15 protein-coding genes are annotated in these 17897 nt (G+C 67.1%); 2 read left to right on the forward strand and 13 right to left on the reverse strand.

From position 1 onward, the window contains the following. The first annotated feature begins 47 nt into the window (after positions 1 to 47). Positions 48 to 602 carry a GNAT family N-acetyltransferase gene (locus tag ACFOPH_RS08310; RefSeq protein WP_312549646.1) on the forward strand — a complete coding sequence of 185 codons (555 nt, stop codon included), beginning with the start codon at positions 48 to 50 and terminating at the stop codon, positions 600 to 602. Here the strand turns inward: ACFOPH_RS08310 and ACFOPH_RS08315 are convergent. The 6 genes from ACFOPH_RS08315 to ACFOPH_RS08340 form a co-directional block, all read right to left on the reverse strand. Further along, a complete protein-coding gene (locus ACFOPH_RS08315; protein ID WP_312549644.1) occupies positions 574 to 1317 on the reverse strand; it encodes a hypothetical protein in 744 nt (247 codons plus the stop codon). The genes ACFOPH_RS08310 and ACFOPH_RS08315 overlap by 29 nt on opposite strands. Beyond that, positions 1314 to 2381, reverse strand: a complete 1068-nt coding sequence (locus ACFOPH_RS08320) for a DUF2515 family protein (protein ID WP_379734710.1) — start codon at positions 2379 to 2381, stop codon at positions 1314 to 1316. The genes ACFOPH_RS08315 and ACFOPH_RS08320 overlap by 4 nt, the downstream gene beginning before the upstream one ends. A gap of 37 nt (positions 2382 to 2418) precedes the next feature. Beyond that, positions 2419 to 2982 carry a PAAR domain-containing protein gene (locus ACFOPH_RS08325; protein WP_379734712.1) on the reverse strand — a complete coding sequence of 188 codons (564 nt, stop codon included), beginning with the start codon at positions 2980 to 2982 and terminating at the stop codon, positions 2419 to 2421. A gap of 120 nt (positions 2983 to 3102) precedes the next feature. Continuing rightward, the gene (locus ACFOPH_RS08330) at positions 3103 to 4428 is read right to left on the reverse strand and encodes a hybrid sensor histidine kinase/response regulator (protein WP_379734714.1); all 1326 of its coding nucleotides are present in this window, start codon (positions 4426 to 4428) and stop codon (positions 3103 to 3105) included. A 41-nt stretch (positions 4429 to 4469) separates the two neighbouring features. Continuing rightward, on the reverse strand, positions 4470 to 5939 hold the full coding sequence (locus tag ACFOPH_RS08335; protein WP_379734716.1) for an RAD55 family ATPase: 1470 nt from the start codon (positions 5937 to 5939) through the stop codon (positions 4470 to 4472). Further along, complete coding sequence (locus tag ACFOPH_RS08340) at positions 5940 to 6281, reverse strand: hypothetical protein (RefSeq protein WP_379734718.1); 342 nt, start codon at positions 6279 to 6281, stop codon at positions 5940 to 5942. Between the two features lie 313 nt (positions 6282 to 6594). On the opposite strand from ACFOPH_RS08340, the gene ACFOPH_RS08345 reads away from it, so the two are divergent. Continuing rightward, a complete protein-coding gene (locus tag ACFOPH_RS08345) occupies positions 6595 to 8358 on the forward strand; it encodes a DUF885 domain-containing protein (protein WP_379734720.1) in 1764 nt (587 codons plus the stop codon). A gap of 122 nt (positions 8359 to 8480) precedes the next feature. Here ACFOPH_RS08345 and ACFOPH_RS08350 read toward each other — a convergent pair whose 3' ends face one another. The 7 genes from ACFOPH_RS08350 to smc are packed head-to-tail and all read right to left on the reverse strand — an operon-like array spanning position 8481 to position 17893. Next, positions 8481 to 8849 carry a SpoIIAA family protein gene (locus ACFOPH_RS08350; protein WP_312549634.1) on the reverse strand — a complete coding sequence of 123 codons (369 nt, stop codon included), beginning with the start codon at positions 8847 to 8849 and terminating at the stop codon, positions 8481 to 8483. Next, a complete protein-coding gene (locus ACFOPH_RS08355; protein ID WP_312549632.1) occupies positions 8846 to 9310 on the reverse strand; it encodes a hypothetical protein in 465 nt (154 codons plus the stop codon). The genes ACFOPH_RS08350 and ACFOPH_RS08355 overlap by 4 nt, the downstream gene beginning before the upstream one ends. Positions 9311 to 9336: 26 nt before the next feature. After that, the gene (gene def / locus ACFOPH_RS08360; RefSeq protein WP_379734722.1) at positions 9337 to 9873 is read right to left on the reverse strand and encodes a peptide deformylase; all 537 of its coding nucleotides are present in this window, start codon (positions 9871 to 9873) and stop codon (positions 9337 to 9339) included. Beyond that, a complete protein-coding gene (gene galU / locus ACFOPH_RS08365) occupies positions 9860 to 10756 on the reverse strand; it encodes a UTP--glucose-1-phosphate uridylyltransferase GalU (protein ID WP_312549630.1) in 897 nt (298 codons plus the stop codon). The genes def and galU overlap by 14 nt, the downstream gene beginning before the upstream one ends. A 36-nt stretch (positions 10757 to 10792) precedes the next feature. Next, entirely contained in the window at positions 10793 to 13138 is a 2346-nt protein-coding gene (gene ligA, locus ACFOPH_RS08370; RefSeq protein WP_379734724.1) for an NAD-dependent DNA ligase LigA, read from the reverse strand. A 7-nt stretch (positions 13139 to 13145) separates the two neighbouring features. After that, complete coding sequence (locus ACFOPH_RS08375; RefSeq protein ID WP_379734726.1) at positions 13146 to 14372, reverse strand: cell division protein ZipA C-terminal FtsZ-binding domain-containing protein; 1227 nt, start codon at positions 14370 to 14372, stop codon at positions 13146 to 13148. Next, positions 14369 to 17893, reverse strand: coding sequence for a chromosome segregation protein SMC (smc, locus tag ACFOPH_RS08380; protein WP_379734728.1), 3525 nt, complete (start codon positions 17891 to 17893; stop codon positions 14369 to 14371). The genes ACFOPH_RS08375 and smc overlap by 4 nt, the downstream gene beginning before the upstream one ends. Positions 17894 to 17897 lie beyond the last annotated feature (4 nt).

Consider the following 17897-nt stretch of genomic DNA (forward strand, 5'->3'; position numbering starts at 1 on the left):
CGAAGGGCCGGTTCGCCGGCCCTTTTCTTTTGCGAACGAGACGCACGATGACGATACTGACGACCGACCGCCTGCGCCTGGAACCCTTCGACGAGCGTCACCTCGACGGCCTATACGCGATGAACCGCCTGCCCGAAGTAATGCGTTTCATCTCGGGCCAGCCGGAAACGCTGGAACAGACCCGCGCCGCCATCGAGATCGTCAAGGAACGCTGGGCGCTGTACGGTTTCTCCTGGTGGGCCTTCGTCGAGCGCGGCACCGGGCGCGTGATCGGCGCCGGCTGCATCCAGTACCTGGGCCGCGATCCGGCCAACCCGCACGAGATCGGCTGGCGCCTGGTGCCGGACAAGTGGGGTCAAGGTTTGGCGTCGGAGGCGGCGCGCGCCATGGCCGGCTGGGCCTTCGAGACGCTGGAGGCGCCGCTGCTGTGCGCGGTCTGCAAGCCGGCCAACCTGGATTCGGCCAGGGTGATGCAACGCCTGGGCATGCGCTACCGCGGCGAGGAAAGCTGGTACGACAGCCCGCACGCGGTGTACGAGATGAGTCGCGAGGAATGGCTGGCGCTGCCGCACGCTAGCGGGCGCGGCCATTCGGGCAGCTGAACCGCGCCGGTCCTGTCGGCGCCGCGTTGCCGGGGAAAGCCTTGTTCCAGACCTGGAGGTCGCCCGGCTCCCGCCCAACGATGTCGGGGCTCAGCCCCACGTCGATCAGGAACAGGTTGGGCGGCTTCTCACCGGGCCAGCAGCCGTCCGTGCACTTGAGCCGGAAAACCATGCCGTATTTCTTTGGGACGCGCAATTCCGCTGACTGGCTGTAGCCCGGCTCGAACATGCGCTGGTACAGCCGCTTCTTGCCTTCCGGCGTCAGGTCGAACCACTTGCTGCCGTCCACAGTCCAGGGTTCCCAGCCGCCTGCCTTGAACTGGTTTTGCAGGTTCTCGAGGATGGAGACCGCCTGGTCGAAGGGCAGTTTGTCCAGCATGGGTGAAGTGGAAGCATCAGTAACGACATTCTGCGTGTAGCCGACCAGCGCAAACTTTGTCGGCGGCAGTATGAACCCATGCTGTGGGTCGTTGAAACATAGGATGACCGACGGTTCCGTGACGGCAGTAACGCCTGCCATGCCTGTTTCGGCTTCGGGAACCGCCGACCGTTGCAGCACGGGGTAGGTGGACGCTTTGACGACCTCGTCGAAACTTTGGCCAATCCGGAATATCAGCAAGGTTGGCACCGCCGGTGTGGGCGACCACCGCCAAACGCCGAGCCCGAGCACAACCGCAGCAGCTACCAGTATTGGCACGAGATTCCACCGCTTCATCCTATGCCCCCTCCTGCGGCAATCTTGCGCAGAGACTCCTCGACATAGGGCAGCTCCCTGCTTCTCAACAACTCATCGAAACGTTTCGCTGCCTTGAGGACAAACTTCATCCGCTCGTCCGCCAGCCAGAGTTTCGCATCTTTAAAGCGCGGAAAGTATGAGGTCCAGCCCTCTTTCGCCTTGCACTGCGCCGCCAGCGTAAGCTGCACCTCCATGTACACCCCGGACGGAAACCCTATTGCCCAAGCTAACTGGTTGTTGGCAAGTGCGTCCTGCATGCGCGGATCGTTGTACATGATCACTTGCAGAACATTGACCTGTTCATGGCGAGCCAGAAACTCAACGCTGCGCGCTAGATTTCCTTGTTCTATCTGTGCAAAGCCAGTGCGGATTTGGCCGAAGGGAAACCCGAACTTCAGCTGGCTCCCGACATCCCACCTGACCTTCCTGGCGATGGCCTGCCTGTTGGCGAGGTAGCGATCGAACTCCTTCGGCCCGCGCTCCATGTAGAAACGGTGCAGCGGATAGATGTCGAGAAAGAGATGCAGGTTCCCGAACCCCAGGCGCTCGGCCATGTCGTCCGCACTGTTCCTGATCGTTGCCGGCATTGCGCTCATGCCGGCAGCGTCCGTGCTGCCGGCTGCCCAGTGCACGACCGCGCGCAGCTCGTCTCGGCTCTTCTCCGCCAGCTGTCGCGCATGGAGCAAACCGCAGCCGACCTGTTTCGACGCGAACGCCGCCAGGCCCGCCCACTGGAAACGGTTGTCGGCCAGCCATAGTTTTGCGTAGGCCGCGTTAATGCGCCGGTTGCGCTCAGTGCCGTCCGCGATGAAGGCACCGTCGAGCTTGACGATGTCCTCGGCCTCCCTCTGGAAAGTCAGCCACAAGTGCTCGGCGCTCAGCTGGTAACTGGCGATCCCCATTTCCACTGTCGCAGCCGGCCCGACATAGTGATGCACCCGACAGTCCTTGACCGGTTTGAGGTTCTGGCCAACAGCGATGCCGTGGTATTTGTGTCTTGGGAAATCGGGGTTGGGCTTACCAGGGACGTAGGTGGTCGGCATGGGCGTTCCTCATGGACAGCGGACCGTGCGAATGAGATCAGGAAGAGGCATTCGCGTCGTCGACATGCCACCTGACGAACGACACCCGCTCGTCGGCCGTGAGCAGCCTCGTCGCGCCGTTCTGGTCGGTCGTTCCCTCGATAACCTTGTCCCTGAGCTCCAGCCGGTATCGGCGATGCCGGTAGGGCTCCTCGGTATCCGGGTTCAGCAGCAGGAGCGGAATGCCGTCCCGCTTATCGGGATTGCTATCGGCCGTGTTGTACGTCGCCACAGCTACGGCGGCGGCAGCGGCCTTGTCGGCATGCCAGTCGGCGTCGAGCTGCTGGTAGGAAAAGGTCTGGTTGGCGACCAGGCGGGGCGGCGGATTGCATGTGCAGATACACAGGTCGTCGCTCAACGCGACTTCTTTTCCATCGAAGGTGTCGCTGAGCCGGGGCCCGTCGGGTTTGATGACGCCGATCGTGTTGCACGCGGGGCAGGACACGGAGTCGTCGGCGTAGGCGACGGGCACACCGAGGATGGTGTAGCGCGAGTTGGCGGAAATGACTTCGCCGCCGGTCGTCGTCTTTGACCCGAGCGTGATCTTATATCTGGTAATCATGACTCCCCTTTCGATTGGCGTTGTTCGAGCAAAACTCCAATCTAGTCAGGGATGGGACTGCTGCTTTGACCAACAGCAACAGTCGTCAGCCCCAGCCGGGGCGTGGCGAGCCAGCCGGCGCTAGCGCGGCGCCGCCACCAGCGCCAGCAGCGCGTCCGGGCTGACCGGTTTCACCAGGTAATGGTCGAAGCCGGCGGCCAGGGCGCGCGCGCGGTCTTCTGCCTGGCCATAGCCCGACAGGCCGATCGCCATCGGCTGGGCGGCCTTGCCGGAGGCGCGCAGCGCCGCCAGCACTTCCAGGCCGTCCATGCCGGGCAGGCCGATGTCGCACACGAGCACGTCGAAGTCCTGGGCCATCAGGGTGGCGAGACCGGTCGTGCCGTCGTGCGCGGTCTCGACCTCGTGTCCCTCCATCTCGAGAAAGGCCTTCAGGGTTTCGGCGGCGTCGACATTATCCTCGACCAGGAGCACGCGACTGCGTCCCGCTCCTTGCCCGGACGCGATCGCATCGGCCGGCGGCGCGGCCTGGTCCAGCGCGCACAGCGGCAGGCGCACCACGAAGCGGCTGCCCTGCCCCAGGCCATCGCTGTCTGCCCGCACCGTCCCGCCATGCATCGAGACCAGGTTGCGCACCACGTTCAGGCCGACACCCAGCCCGCCTTCGGAACGCGCCAGCGAGCGCGGCCCCTGGGTGAACAGGTCGAAGATGTGCGGCAGTACCTCGGGCGCGATGCCGGTGCCGTTGTCGCGCACCGAGACGATAACTTCCTGGTCCTCGACCGCGACATCGACGTGGACGTTGCCGCCGTCGCCGGTGTACTTCGAGGCATTGCCGATCAGGTTGGTGAAGACCTGGGTCAGGCGCACCCGGTCGCCGCGCGTGCCCACCGGCTCGGGCGGCAGGTCCAGGAACAGGTGCTGTCCGCGCTCGCGGATACGCGGCAGCACGGTCTCGAGCGCCTGGTCGATCGCGTTCGACAGCGCCATCGGCTCCAGGTTCAGGGTGATCTTGCCGCTGCTGATGCGCGCGGCGTCGAGCAGGTCGTCGAGCAGGCGCGCCATGTGGTCGACCTGGCGCCGGATCACCTTGGAAAAGTTCAGCAGCTGGGGCGAGGCGTTCGCCGAGCGTTCCAGCAGCATCGAGGACATGCTGATCGGCACCAGGGGATTACGCAGCTCGTGCGCCAGCATCGCCAGGAATTCGTTCTGGCGCCGGTTGGCGGCCTCGGCGTCGTCGCGCGAGCCCTGGGCGTTGATCGCCGCCAGCACCAGGTGCTCGTTGGCCTCGCGCAGGCGCTCGACGCTGCGCTCGAGGGCTTCCTTCTCGCGCGCGGCTGCGCGCAGGCGCGCCACTTCGCTCTCCAGGGCGCCGATGTGGCGCAGCAGGGCCGCCGTATAGGCGTCCTGGCCGGGGGCGGCCGATTCGTCAGTCAGGGAACGCTGCATGGAGCCTTTTTTATCGTCTTCGTGAAACATTCCCTCATCTCCTATCTGCCCGTTCCGCGCGCCAGCGGCCGCCCGGTCAGAATCCCGTCGAGGTCGGTCGGGTGCTCGTCGATGTCCAGGCCGTCGTCGGTGATCGTGTAGCCGCGCAGGTCATGGCTGTGCCCGCTGCCGCGCACCTTGACCACGGACATGAACTTACGCAGGCTGCCGTCCACTTCGGCATAACGCATCGCGACGATCGCGTCGGTCAGGTAGGAAATATTCGACTGGCCAAAGCGCAGCTCGGTGAAGACGTCGTCGAGGCCGGTCGTGACCAGCGTGGTCACGCCGTGCTTGGCGACCACCGCCAGCAGGCGGAACACCGCCTGGCGCAGGTCGGCATGGAACTCGGGCGCCATGAACAGCGAGAATTCCGACAGCGAATCGATCACCAGCCGTTTCGCCCCCGTGCGCTGCAGGGTGTCCTGGAGCTCGTCGATCAGTTCGTCCACGGTCAGGTCGAGCATGCGGCTTTCGACCACGGCGACGCTGCCGTCCTGCACCATCGCGGCCAGCTCGGCATTGCGCAGGCGCGCCGTGCCCTTCTCGAAGAACAGGGCGACGCCCTTCTCGCCCCGGCGCGCGCCTTCCTGCAGGAACCTGGTGCCGAGGATGGTCTTGCCGGCGCCGGTCGGCCCGACCACCAGCATGGTGTGGCCCTGCGGCAGGCCGCCGTGCAGCAGCGCGTCCAGTCCCGGCACCCCGGTCGGGATGCGGCACGGCTCGCCGTCGACCGGGTGGCCCGGCAGGCGGTCGGCCGCCAGCGGCGGCAGCACGCGCGGGTAGACGCGCAGGCCGTCGCCCGTGATGCGGAAGTTGTGCGAGCCGGCCAGGTGCGGATGGCCGCGCATCTTGACCACACGCATCTTGCGCACCACGGTGCTCTGCTCGTGCGCCTGGGTCAGCGACAACATGCCGTCGGCCACCGTCATGATCGGGTTCGCTTCGGGATCGGCGTGCATGTACTCGCCGATCAGGAAGGTCGTGGCCTGCCAGGTCGTCATCCGCGTGCCGAGTTCCTGGATGAAGTACTGCAGGTCGGCCAGGCCTTCGTTGCCGCTCCTGGCGGTCTGGACCACCGAGCGGAAGGAATCGACGAACACCAGCGAGGGCGAGAAGTCCTCGACCTCGGCCATGATGCGCTCGAGTACGCCGCTGAAGTCGCCCTGGCGCAGGGTTTCGCCCAGGTTCACGTAGCGGATCGCCGGGCCGACCTTGGCCACGTCGAAGAAAGAAAACTGCTGCTGGTAGCGCAGCATCTTCAGTGGCGGCTCGCCCAGCACGGTGAAGAACAGCGCGCGCCGCTCGGGCGTGGCCAGCGAAAACATGATCTGGTGCGCCAGCGTGGTCTTGCCGCTACCCGGGGGGCCGGCCACCAGGTTGAACGAAAACTCGGGCAGCCCTCCCTCGAGAAGCACATCCAGGCCCGGCACTCCGGTACTCAACAGGCCCAAGGCTACTTTGTCGCTCATTTACTTCTGCTCCTGTTCATGCTTCTGCCCATCCCCGCCATCCGTTGCGACGTGTAACAGCTGATTCGTCAGCGCGTCCCCGATCAGGGTCCGCAACTGCGCTGTAAAAGTGTCAAGCAGGGCGGCGTTGGCCGCTCCCGCATGCTCCGGTCCTGCCTCGTTCAGGGTTCTGGTCAGGGACGCGAACAGGTCGCCCACGGGCCGCGACGGATCGCAGCGGCCCAGGAATTCGAACCTCGTGTTCGTCAGACGCAACGCCCGGCCGAAGAGCGCGCAAAACCCGCTCTCGCCGATCAGCGGCGTCAGTTGCTCGCCCAGCCGCAGCCAGGGCTGGACCAGCACGTCGACTTGTCGCCCGTCCCCAGGCGCGTCGCTCTGTTTCCTTATGCCGGCGCCATCCGGCCGCCGGGGCCGTTCGCCTTCTCGATGATCCATGCTCGCAGGTCAGCTGTCATTGTTAATTCGCAGGCCTGCCAACTGGCTGGCTGATCCTCGATTATAGAGGTTAAGTGGACAATTTTTATAAACAAATACCGGTACGCGAAAAAAACACTGCGCCTTCTTTCGAAAAGAAAAAAGCGTGGCCTCGGGCCATGCTCTACGACATAATGCAAAACAGCAATTGTTGTGCAATCGAGAAGAGAATGGGGAGAACATGAAGCATACGCTGGTTGCCGCCATGGTCGCGGCAGGAATCCTGATGATGACGAACACCGACGCGCATGCGGCCACCGGCAAACCGGGGGCCGATGCGCGTTTCGAAGCCATCTACAAGGCGGAATGGCAATGGCGCATCGGCGAGCGCCTTGCCACCGACGAGGATGCGCGCGGCAGCGTGCGCGCCGAACTGCCGCGCGTCGACGCCAGCACCCAGCAGGCGCGCCTGGCCCACTGGCAGGGCGTGCTGCGCCAGCTCGACGCCCTGGAGGCGGCCGCCCTCTCGCCGGGCGAACGCATCAATTACCAGGTCTACCGCGCCCAGATCGCCGCCTTCGTGGAGGACCTGCGCTTTCGCGAGTACGAGCAGCCGGTCAATGCCGACAGCGCCTTCTGGACCGACGTGACCTATGGCGCGCGCCAGGGCTTCAACAAGCGCGAGGACTACGCCAACTACCTGCGCCAGCTGGCAAGCTTCCCGCGCTATTTCGGCGAGCAGCTCGACAACATGCGCGCCGGCCTGGCGCGCGGCTTCACGCCGCCGAAGGTGACGCTGGCGGGGCGCGACGCCACGCTGGCCTCGGTGGTCGAGGCCAAGCCGCAGGACACCGTGTTCTTCACCCCGTTCAAGACCATGCCGGCCTCGATCCCGGCCGCCGAACAGGCGCAACTGCGCGAACAGGCCGCCGCCGCGATCCGCGACCATGTGCAGCCCGCCTACGCCAAGGCGCTGGCCTTCATGCGCGAGGAATACATGCCGAAGGCACGCGACGTGCTGGCGGCCGTGAGCCTGCCGGACGGGAAGGCCTATTACCAGTCGAAGATCGTCGAGTTCACCACCACGCACATGAGCGCCGACGAGATCCACCGCATCGGCCTGGCCGAGATGGCGAAGATCCGCGCCGAGATGGACGAGGTGATCCGCCAGACCGGCTTCACGGGCGACTTCGCGGCCTTCCAGAACTTTCTCCGCACCGATCCGCGCTTCTACGCCAAGACCCCCGAAGAACTGCTGATGCGCGCGGCCTGGGTGGCGAAGAAGTTCGACGCCAAGGCCGGCCAGTACTTCGGCTACCTGCCGCGCCAGCGCTTCGCGATCCGCCCGGTGCCGGACGACCAGGCGCCCTACTACACGGCCGGCCGCGGCGGCCCCGGCGTCTACCTGGTCAACACCTATAACCTGCCGGCGCGCGCCCTCTACAGCCTGCCGGCCCTGACCCTGCACGAATCCGCCCCCGGCCACGCCTTCCAGATGCCGGTCGCGCTCGAGCAAAAAGGCGTGCCGCGCTTCCGCAGGGCGTACATCTCGGCCTTCGGCGAAGGCTGGGCCCTGTACACCGAGCGCCTCGGCACCGAGATGGGCATCTACGAGACGCCCTACGAAGTATTCGGCATGCTGAGCTACCAGGCCTGGCGCGCCTCGCGCCTGGTGGTCGACACCGGCATCCACGCCAAGGGCTGGACCCGCGAGCAGGCCCAGGCCTACCTGCGCGCCAACACCGCGCTGTCGGACCACGAGGTCACGACCGAAGTCGACCGCTACATCTCCTGGCCGGGCCAGGCCCTGTCCTACTACCTGGGCCAGATGGCGATCATGGAAGCGCGCGCGAAAGCCGAACAGGCGCTGGGCCAGAAGTTCGACATCCGCAACTTCCACGACACCGTGCTGCAGCTCGGATCGGTGCCGCTGCCGGTGCTGAAGGAGCGGATCGACCGCTTCATCGCGGAGGGTGGGAAGAGCCCTTACCCGAAGGAGGCGTGACGCGCCCGGCCGGCGGAGCTTCGTAGGGTGGGGACTTGTCCCCACGCGGGATCACCGCCCGCAGACCGCGATGCCGATAGCAGCGCGGTGTCGCACGGTCGGTACGCATACCGACCAGGCATTCAACTACGCAGCCACGCCAGCGCCGCCTCGACGTCGTCGTAGAACACCCGGTCCTCGCCCTCGAAGAAGGCGATCCGCGCCAGGTAGGCGATGCGCGTGCCGGGCACCACGATCGCGCGGCGCAGCTTCAGGTCGCCGAGCTGGCCGTCGAGCTCCTGCTGCATCAGCGCGATATGGGCCTCGGGCGCGCTCATGCCGCGCGCGTCGTACAGCACGCGCCGCAGGCCGGTCTCGCGCGCCAGCGCCAGCATGCGGTCCTGGCACAGGCGCAGCGCCGCTTCGGTCATGCGGTCCGGCGGCACCACCAGCAGCACGTCTCCCGCCACTTCCACCCGCAGGCCGGATGCCGCGTTCGTCGTCTCCATCATTCGAACACCTTGAGCTTGAGCTGCACAGAGATACCGCCGTAGAGCCGGTCCTTGTAGCTCGGGACGATGCCGACGTTGACGCCGATCCGCTCCCAGTCGTGGGTCAGGGTCGGGATCACGGCCGGGAACCAGCCGCCGCCGCGCATGCGCGGGTAGCCGTCGAACAGCGCGAGCGCCGCGCCGACGCGCACCGGGCCCAGCGCATACGGCTGCCAGATCGCGCCGGCGTAGTTCGACCACGCGCGGTCGCTGTTGTGGAAGCGGCCCACGGTGGCCGCCAGCGTGCTGGAGAAACGGTATTCCGCGGCCAGGCCCTTGTTGTTGCCGTTCAGGCCTTTTCCGCGCTCGAAGTGGGCCGTGAGAAAGCCCGAATCGATCCAGAGTTCGCGCTTCGGCGCAGGCTCGACCAGCGTGAACGGGTTATCGGCCTGCGCCAGCGGCGCGGCCAGGGACAGGAACAAGCAAACAATCCTCGATACACAAGAACTCAATCGTCCGCTCCCGCATCGAGGCCGGGAAACATCACCTCGGTGTAGCCGAAGCGAGAAAAGTCCCGGATGCGCATCGGATACAGGATGCCGAGCAGGTGGTCCACCTCGTGCTGCACCACGCGCGCATGAAAGCCTTGCGCCTCGCGCCGGATCGGATTGCCGAACTGGTCCACGCCCTCGTAGCGCAGGCGGGTATAGCGCGGCACGCTGCCGCGCAGGCCCGGCACCGACAGGCAACCCTCGAAGCCCTCTTCCATCTCGTCGGACAGCGGCGTCAGCACCGGGTTGAGCAGCACTGTCTCCGGCACCTCCGGCGCATCCGGGTAGCGTGCGTTGTGGCGGAAGCCGAAGATCACCAGTTGCAGGTTGACGCCGATCTGGGGCGCGGCCAGGCCGGCGCCGTTGGCGGCATGCATGGTGTCGAACATGTCGGCGACCAGCGACGCAAGTTTCGGCGTGCCGAAGGCGCGCACCGGTTCGGCCACCCGCAGCAGGCGCGGGTCGCCCATCTTCAGGATCTCACGCACGGCCATGGCCGTCCTCCTTTGCCAGCCGGGCCAGGAAGTCGGCGAAGCCGGCGGCGGTTTCGGGGTGTTTCAGGCCGATCGCGGCGGTCGCCTGCAGGTAGCCCAGCTTGGAGCCGCAATCGTAGCGCTGGCCGGCGTAGCGGTAGGCCAGCACGCGCTCGGCCTGCATCAGCGCGGCGATGCCGTCGGTGAGCTGGATCTCGCCGCCGCTGCCCGCTCCCAGGTTCTCCAGGTAGTCGAAGATCGCGCCGGACAGCACGTAGCGGCCGACCACGGCCAGGGTCGAGGGCGCCTCTTGCGGCTGCGGCTTCTCGACGATGTTCGAGACCAGTTCCAGGTCCTGGCGATAGGGCGAGGCGCTGACGATGCCGTACTGGCGGGTCTGCGCGCGCGGCACCTCCTGCACCGCCAGCAGGCTGCATTTCTCGTAGGCGTACAGCTCGGTCATCTGGGCCAGCACCGGCTTGCCGCCGCCGGCATCCATGAAGTCGTCGGCCAGCAGCACGGCGAACGGCTCGTTGCCGACCACTGGCCGCGCGCACAGCACCGCGTGACCCAGGCCCAGCGGCGCCGACTGGCGCGTGTAGATGCAGGTGACGTTCTTCGGGATCACCTTGCGCACCACGTCCAGCAATTCCTGCTTGTTGTGCGCTTCCAGTTCCGACTCGAGCTCATAGGCCTTGTCGAAGTGGTCTTCGATGGCGCGCTTGTTGCGGCCGGTGATGAAGATCATCTCGGTGATGCCGGCCGCCACCGCCTCCTCGACCGCGTACTGGATCAGCGGCTTGTCGACGATCGGCAGCATCTCCTTCGGCTGCGCCTTGGTGGCGGGAAGGAAGCGGCTGCCGAGCCCCGCGACCGGAAACACTGCCTTGCGAATCTGCGTCATGCTGCTCCCCTTCATGCTGCTGCCCCTTGGGGCGGATTATTGGTTGGCCTGGCCCAGCAGCGCCAGCAGGCCGGCCTCGTCGAGCACGGTGACGCCCAGCGCCTCGGCCTTTTCCAGCTTGCTGCCCGCCTCAACCCCGGCCACGACATACGAAGTCTTCTTCGACACCGAGCCCGACACCTTGCCGCCGGCCGCCTCGATCAGGGCGCCGGCCTGGTCGCGCGACATGGTCGGCAAGGTCCCAGTCAGCACGAAGGTCTTGCCGGCCAATGCGCCCTCTGGCGCGGCCGCCTCTTCCGGCAGCGCGTCCAGCAGTTCGCGGCGCAGGCTCGACAGCTTCATCAGCGCCTCGCGATTCGCCTCGACCGCCATCCAGCTTTCCAGCGAGGCCACCAGGGCCTCGGGCAGGCCGAACACGCCGAACACCTTCAGGAAGGCCAGGTCTTCCAGCGTGCGGCCGTCGAGCAGCTGGCGCGCGCGCGGCTCGGTCAATTTCGGAATGCCGAGCGCGGCGAGCAGCTGAACCTCGTCCAGGCGTTCGCGCAGCGCCGCCTTCGGCGCGTGTTCGCCCTGCGGCGCCACGCCAGTTTCCAGCAGCGCATCGAGCGCGATCTGGTTCTTTTCCTCGGCGAAGAAATCGGCGATCGCCTCGGCCACGGTGCCGCCGATGTCGGGCAGCACGCGCAGCAGCGCGGCCGGCGCGCGGCGCACCAGGGCCAGCGAACCGAGCCAGTCGGCCAGGGTCTTCGCCGTCGACTCGCCGACGTGGCGGATGCCGAGCGCGAACAGCAGGCGCTCGAGCGGCGGGCGCTTGCTCGCTTCGATCGCCGCCAGCAGGTTGTCGGCCCACTTGGTCGCGACCTTGCCCTGTTTTACGGTCTCGGGTGTGGTCCCATCGCGCTCGTCGGCCAGGCGCTTCATCTTCAGCAGGTCGTCGAGCGTGAGCTTGTACAGGTCGGCCACGCCGTGGATCAGGTTGCACTCGACCAGGCTGTCGATGTAGCGGTCGCCCAGGCCTTCGATGTCCATCATGCGGCGTCCGGCGAAGTGGCGGATCGCTTCCTTGCGCTGGGCGGCGCAGGTCAGGCCGCCCGAGCAGCGCGCCACCGCCTCACCCTCTTCGCGCACGACGTGCGAGCCGCACACCGGGCACTGGGCCGGCAGCGTGTACACGGCCGGTTCCGGCGTCGGGCGGCGCTCCAGCACCACCGACAATACTTCCGGGATCACGTCGCCGGCGCGGCGCACGACGACCGTGTCGCCGATGCGCACGTCCTTGCGCCGCACCTCGTCCTCGTTGTGCAGGGTGGCGTTGGTGACGGTCACGCCGCCGACCGAGACCGGTACAAGTCGAGCGACAGGAGTGATCGCTCCTGTTCGCCCGACCTGGACGTCGATCGCCGAGACCACGGTCAGCGCTTCCTCGGCCGGGAATTTATGCGCCAGCGCGAAACGCGGGGCGCGCGAGACGAAGCCGAGCGCGCGCTGGTCCGCCACGCGATCGACCTTGTAGACCACGCCGTCGATCTCGTAAGGTAGAGCGCCGCGCTTTTCGCCAATACTGCGGTAGTAGCCGAGCAAACCCTCGCAGCCGCGCACCACGGCGCGCTCTTTCGAGACCGGCAGGCCGAGACGCTCGAACCAGTCCAGCACCGCCGAATGCGATTGCGGCATCTCGGCGCCTTCCAGCAGGCCGATGCCGTAGGCGAAGAAGCGCAGTTTGCGCTGGGCCGTGATGCGCGCGTCGAGCTGGCGCAGGCTGCCGGCGGCGGCGTTCCTCGGGTTGGCGAATTCCTTCTGGCCGGCCTCGCGCTGGCGCTCGTTGAGGCGCTCGAAATCCTGCTTGAACATCAGCACTTCGCCGCGCACCTCGAGTACGGCGGGCACGTCGTCGCCATGCAGGCGCAGCGGAATCACGCGCACGGTGCGGATGTTCGCCGTGACGTCCTCGCCGGTATAGCCGTCGCCGCGGGTCGCGGCCTGCACGAACACGCCGCTCTCGTAGCGCAGGCTCATCGCCAGGCCGTCGAACTTCAGCTCGGCCGCGTAGTCGACCTGGCCGGCGTCGAGTCCTTCGCGCACGCGGCGGTCGAAGTTGTCGATGTCCTCGTCGCTGAAGCCGTTGTTCAGCGAAAGCATCGGCACCGCGTGCGTCACCTGCCTGAACTCGGGGATGGGCGCGGCACCGACCCGCGAAGTCGGCGTGTCGTTCGACACCGCTTCCGGGTGCGCCGCTTCCAGTTCCTGCAACTCGCGGAACAGCTTGTCGTACTCGGCGTCGGGAATGGTCGGCGCGTCGAGCACGTGGTAGTTGTAGATGTGGCGGTTCAGTTCCTTGACCAGCCACGCCATGCGTCCGAGATAATCCTGCGCTACGCTCATCGCGGCCTCAGCTGAACAGGCGCAGTGCACGCGTGGAGCCGGCCGGGATGTCGGCCGCTTCCATCTCCTGGTAGAAGTCCTTCACCTGGCCGGCGATCTCGTCCAGCGCGGCGTCGAGCAGCGGCTGCTCGAAGTCGTCGACGATGGTCGCGTCCAGGCGCAGCGCCAGCGCTTTCGCACACTTGACCATGGCGCCGAAGCCGTCGCGGGCCGGGGCCACGCAGGGCACGTCGAGCAGCAGGGTCAGGCGGTCGGTGGTCTCGGCGCCGAGGTTGACGTTGGTCGACAGCGTAAACAGCATGCCGCCCGCGCCGTCGGGCATCGCGAAGCGGCCGCTCGGGCCGACGTCGAAGCCGGCGTTTTCCAGCGCGCCGATCAGAGTCGTCATCGCCCACGCCGCGCCGTTCGAGCGCAGGTTCACGCCCAGCTGGGCGTCGTGGCCGGCAACGAACTTGTGCAGGGTGCGCGCATCGCTCATCACCTCGATCATGTCCGGCACGTCCGGCTCGGCGCCGATCTCGTCGGCCACCGCGCGCAGGCGCGTGACCAGCTCCGAGTATTCGAGTTCGTTCAGGGCCGTGGTGCGGGTCGCCATCTGGACGCCGGCCTGCAGCTCGGTATAAACGCCGCCGTGGACGATCGGCTCCCACTCGCCGCTGACGGCTAGGCCGACGAAGTGGATCGGCTTGTTGCCGACGCGGCGCAGCTTGAGCAGCGACGGCAGGATCCTGTCGCCGCGCGCGGCGCCTTCGAGCTTCAGCGGGATCATGCAGTCGATCAGCGGGTCGACCAGCTTCTCGGCCGCTTCCGAAGGCGCGGGGGCGGCGGCAGGCGCGGTCGCGGCGCCCGCCAGCGGCGCCAGCGGCTCGGCGGCGTCGGACGCGCCGGCGCCCGCAGCGCCGGACGACACGGTAGCTGGTGCGGCAGCCGATGCGGCAGCTGGTGCGGCGGCAGGCGCCGTGCCGGCGACGGGAACGTCGCTCACGGTCTCGGGATTCGCCGCCGCGCCATAGCTCGGCTCGACGGCTTCGGCGCCGGGCATGCCGACGTCGAGCACCGGCTCCTGGCGGTCGCCGCCGGTCGCGCCGGTGCGCATCAGGACGTCGTCATGGTCGGAGGCAAAGGCGCGCTCGACGGTTTTTCTCGCCTTGTACTCCTGCCACTTGTTGTAGGTGATGACGCCGACGACGAATACGCCGCCCGCCGCGATCAAGCTCATTTGGAAGTCTGTCATGCTGCTTGTGCCTCTTGTGCGAAGTTCGCGGCGGACTCCATGTCCACCGCCACGATGCGCGATACGCCCTGCTCCTGCATCGTCACACCGATCAGTTGATTGGCCATCTCCATCGCAATCTTGTTATGGGAGATGAAAAGGAATTGGGTATGCTCCGACATGCGCTTGACCATGCGGCAGAAGCGCTCGGTATTGGCGTCGTCCAGTGGCGCGTCGACCTCGTCGAGCAGGCAGAACGGCGCCGGGTTCAGGCGGAACATCGAGAACACCAGGGCCGTTGCGGTGAGCGCCTTTTCGCCGCCCGACAGCAGGTGGATGGTGGCATTCTTCTTGCCCGGCGGCTGGGCCATGACCTGCACGCCGGAGTCGAGGATCTCGTCGCCGGTCATCACCAGTTTCGCCTGGCCGCCGCCGAACAGGATCGGGAACAGCTCCGAGAAGTGGGTGTTCACGCGGTCGAAGGTGTCCTGCAGCAGTTCGCGCGTTTCCTTGTCGATGCGGCGGATCGCGTCCTCGAGCGTGGCGATGGCCTCGTTCAGGTCGGCGTTCTGCGAATCCAGGAAGCGCTTGCGCTCGGTGGCGGTGGCCAGTTCCTCGACCGCGGCAAGGTTCACCGCACCCAGCGCGGCAATCGCATTGGTCAGGCGCGTCACCTCGCCCTGCAGGTACTGCGGCTTCATCTCGGGATTGAGCTTTTCCGCCAGCGCCTTCTCGTCGGCGCCGGTGGCGGCCAGCGCCTCGGCGAACTGCTCCTGGTTCAGGCGCGCGGCCTGCTCCTTGAGCTGCATTTCCGTGATGCGGTCGCGCTGCGGCTGCAGGCTGCGCTCGTTGCCCATGCGCGACTCCTCGGCATGGCGCAACTGCTGGGCCACCTGGTCCAGTTCGTGGCGCGCATCGGCCAGCGCCTTTTCCTGGTCCGTCCTGCGCTCGAGCAGTTCCTGCAGGCCCTCGTGGGCGGTGCCCGCTTCCAGCGCGGCCAGTTCGGCCCTGCCGGACTCCAGGCTCTCCGCCACCTGGGCCGCCTGCTGCTGGGCGGTGGCGATGCTGCGCCGCAGTTCCTCGATCCTGGCGCGGCCGGTTTTCTCCGCGAACAGCGCCTCCTGGGCGCCGCGTTCGAGTTCGCGCAGCTTGTCGCGCGCCTCGGCCAGCGCCGCCTCGCGTTGCAGGAAGACGCTCTGGCCATCCTCGTGGCTGCCCTGCAGTTCGGCCAGTTCCATGTCGAGCTCCTCGAACTCGGCCTCCGCATTCGCTTGCACCTCGCGCTGTTCGGCTTCCTGGGCGGCGATCTCGAGCAGGTCGGCGTTGATCTGGCTGCTGCGTTGGCTGAAGCGGGCCTCGATCTCGCCCTGGCGCACCACCTCGATCTGCAGCGCGTGCACTTCGCGCGTGAGGGTGGCGACGCGGCCGCGCGCGTCCTGCAGGCGGCGCTGCAGGTCGGTGACGGCAGCCTCGGCGCGGGTGGCGCGCGCGCGCGCCTCGTCCAGCAGCAGGGCCTGGGCGCGCAACTGCTTGCCCAGGTTCTCGATGTCGTGCTGGCGCGCCAGCATGCCGTCCTGCTCGGCGTCGGCGGCGTAGAAGCTGACGCTCGACTGCGACACCACATGACCCTGGCGCGTCACGAAAGAACCGCCCTGCGGCAAGCGCGCGCGCTGCGCGAAGGCGGTCTGCGCATCGTCGGCGGCGAACACCAGGTGCAGCCAGTCGTTCAGCACGCCGCGCAGGCCGGGGTCGTTCAGTTTCAGCAGGCTGGCGAAGGGTTTCAGGCCGGGCGCTTCCGCCGCGGCCGGCGCGGCGGGCGCCGGCGAATACATCGCCATGCGTGCCGGCGGCGCATCGTTCAAGAACGCGCGGGTCCAGTCGATGTTCGACACTTCGAGCGCGCCGGCGCGTTCGCGCAGCACGGCCTCGAGCGCGGTCTCCCAGCCCTCCTCGACCTGCACCTGCTTCCACAGGCGCGGCAGCCCACCCAGCTCGTGCTTCTGCAGCCAGGGCTGGACCTTGCCCTGGGCCTGGACGCGCTCCTGCATGCCCTTCAGGGCCGACAGGCGCGCCTCCAGCTGGGCGTTGGCCGCGCTCTCGGCGGCCAGTGCCGCCTGCGCTTCGCGCCGCTCGGTCTCGACCTGCTCCTGGCGCTCGCCCGCCTCTTCCAGCAGCATGCTCTGCTCTTCCAGCGCCTGCTGCTTTTCCTCGAACTGCAGGCGCAGGTTGGCCAGCTGGGTGCTGTCGGGCGGCGCCAGGCCGTTCTTTTCCTGCTGCAGGCGCTCGCGCCGGCTGGCGAGATTGTTCAGGATGTTCGCGGCATTGCGCTGATGCGCCGCGGACAGTTCGATGCGCTGCTGGACCTGCATGATGCGCGCGCGCGATTCGTCGGCTTTACGCTGCGCTTCGCGCCAGGCTGCGTCGAGTTCCGGCAGGCGCTCGCCCGCCGCTTCGACCGCGATCTGGGCGCCTTCGGCGCGCGCGGCCAGCTCCTCGACGTTGAAGCTCGCTTCCCCGATCTGCTCCTCGTACTCGGCCGCCTGGGCCAGCCACCCGTCGCGCTGGGCCGCCAGCGTGCCGAGCTGGTTCTGCAGGCGGGTGCGCGACTCGACCACGAACTTGATCTGCGCCTCCAGGTTGCCGATCTCGGAATTGGTCTGGTACAGCGCGCCTTGCGCCGTGTGCAGGCGGTCGCCCACCGAAAAATGGTGCTGGCGCAGGTGTTCCAGTTCCAGCTCGACGTTGCGCAGCTTGGCGGTCTGCTCTTCCAGGTTGTTCTGGGCTTCTTCCATCTCGCGGAAGTAGCGCTTCTGCTCGGCCTCGGCCTCGTTCTTGCGCAGCAGCCAGAGCAGCTTCTGCTTTTCTTCCTGGTCGGCCTGCAGCTGGTGGAAGCGGTTCGCCACCGCGGCCTGGGCTTCGAGCTTTTCCAGGTTGGCGTTCAGTTCGCGCAGGATGTCCTCGACCCGCAGCAGGTTCTCGCGCGTGTCCGACAGCCGGTTCTCGGTCTCGCGGCGGCGCTCCTTGTACTTCGAGACCCCTGCCGCTTCCTCGAGGAAGACGCGCAGCTCTTCCGGGCGCGATTCGATGATGCGCGCGATCATGCCCTGGCCGATGATGGCGTAGGCGCGCGGCCCGAGGCCGGTGCCCAGGAAGATGTCCTGGATGTCGCGCCGGCGCACCGGCTGGCTGTTGATGTAGTAGGTGGAGGTGCCGTCGCGCGTCAGGGTGCGTTTCACGGCGATCTCGGCGTACTGGCCCCATTGGCCGGCCGCCTTGCCCATGCTGTTGTCGAACACCAGTTCGACCGAGGCCCGGCCCGAGGGCTTGCGGTGGGTCGAGCCGTTGAAGATCACGTCCTGCATCGACTCGCCGCGCAGTTCCGAGGCTTTCGATTCGCCCAGCACCCAGCGTACGGCATCGATGATGTTCGACTTGCCGCATCCATTCGGGCCGACGACGCCGACCAATTGACCAGGCACCTGGAAATTGGTGGGATCGACGAAAGACTTAAATCCCGACAATTTAATGGAGGATAGGCGCACCTTG

Source organism: Massilia haematophila, from assembly GCF_042647645.1.
GTDB classification, from domain to species: domain Bacteria; phylum Pseudomonadota; class Gammaproteobacteria; order Burkholderiales; family Burkholderiaceae_D; genus Telluria; species Telluria haematophila.

Coding starts and splice junctions, on each gene's coding strand:
- ACFOPH_RS08310 (WP_312549646.1), top strand. CDS start 48: ATGACGATACTGACGACCGACCGCCTGCGCCTGGAACCCTTCGACGAG.
- ACFOPH_RS08315 (WP_312549644.1), bottom strand. CDS start 1,317: ATGAAGCGGTGGAATCTCGTGCCAATACTGGTAGCTGCTGCGGTTGTG.
- ACFOPH_RS08320 (WP_379734710.1), bottom strand. CDS start 2,381: ATGCCGACCACCTACGTCCCTGGTAAGCCCAACCCCGATTTCCCAAGA.
- ACFOPH_RS08325 (WP_379734712.1), bottom strand. CDS start 2,982: ATGATTACCAGATATAAGATCACGCTCGGGTCAAAGACGACGACCGGC.
- ACFOPH_RS08330 (WP_379734714.1), bottom strand. CDS start 4,428: ATGCAGCGTTCCCTGACTGACGAATCGGCCGCCCCCGGCCAGGACGCC.
- ACFOPH_RS08335 (WP_379734716.1), bottom strand. CDS start 5,939: ATGAGCGACAAAGTAGCCTTGGGCCTGTTGAGTACCGGAGTGCCGGGC.
- ACFOPH_RS08345 (WP_379734720.1), top strand. CDS start 6,595: ATGAAGCATACGCTGGTTGCCGCCATGGTCGCGGCAGGAATCCTGATG.
- ACFOPH_RS08350 (WP_312549634.1), bottom strand. CDS start 8,849: ATGATGGAGACGACGAACGCGGCATCCGGCCTGCGGGTGGAAGTGGCG.
- def (WP_379734722.1), bottom strand. CDS start 9,873: ATGGCCGTGCGTGAGATCCTGAAGATGGGCGACCCGCGCCTGCTGCGG.
- galU (WP_312549630.1), bottom strand. CDS start 10,756: ATGACGCAGATTCGCAAGGCAGTGTTTCCGGTCGCGGGGCTCGGCAGC.
- ligA (WP_379734724.1), bottom strand. CDS start 13,138: ATGAGCGTAGCGCAGGATTATCTCGGACGCATGGCGTGGCTGGTCAAG.
- ACFOPH_RS08375 (WP_379734726.1), bottom strand. CDS start 14,372: ATGACAGACTTCCAAATGAGCTTGATCGCGGCGGGCGGCGTATTCGTC.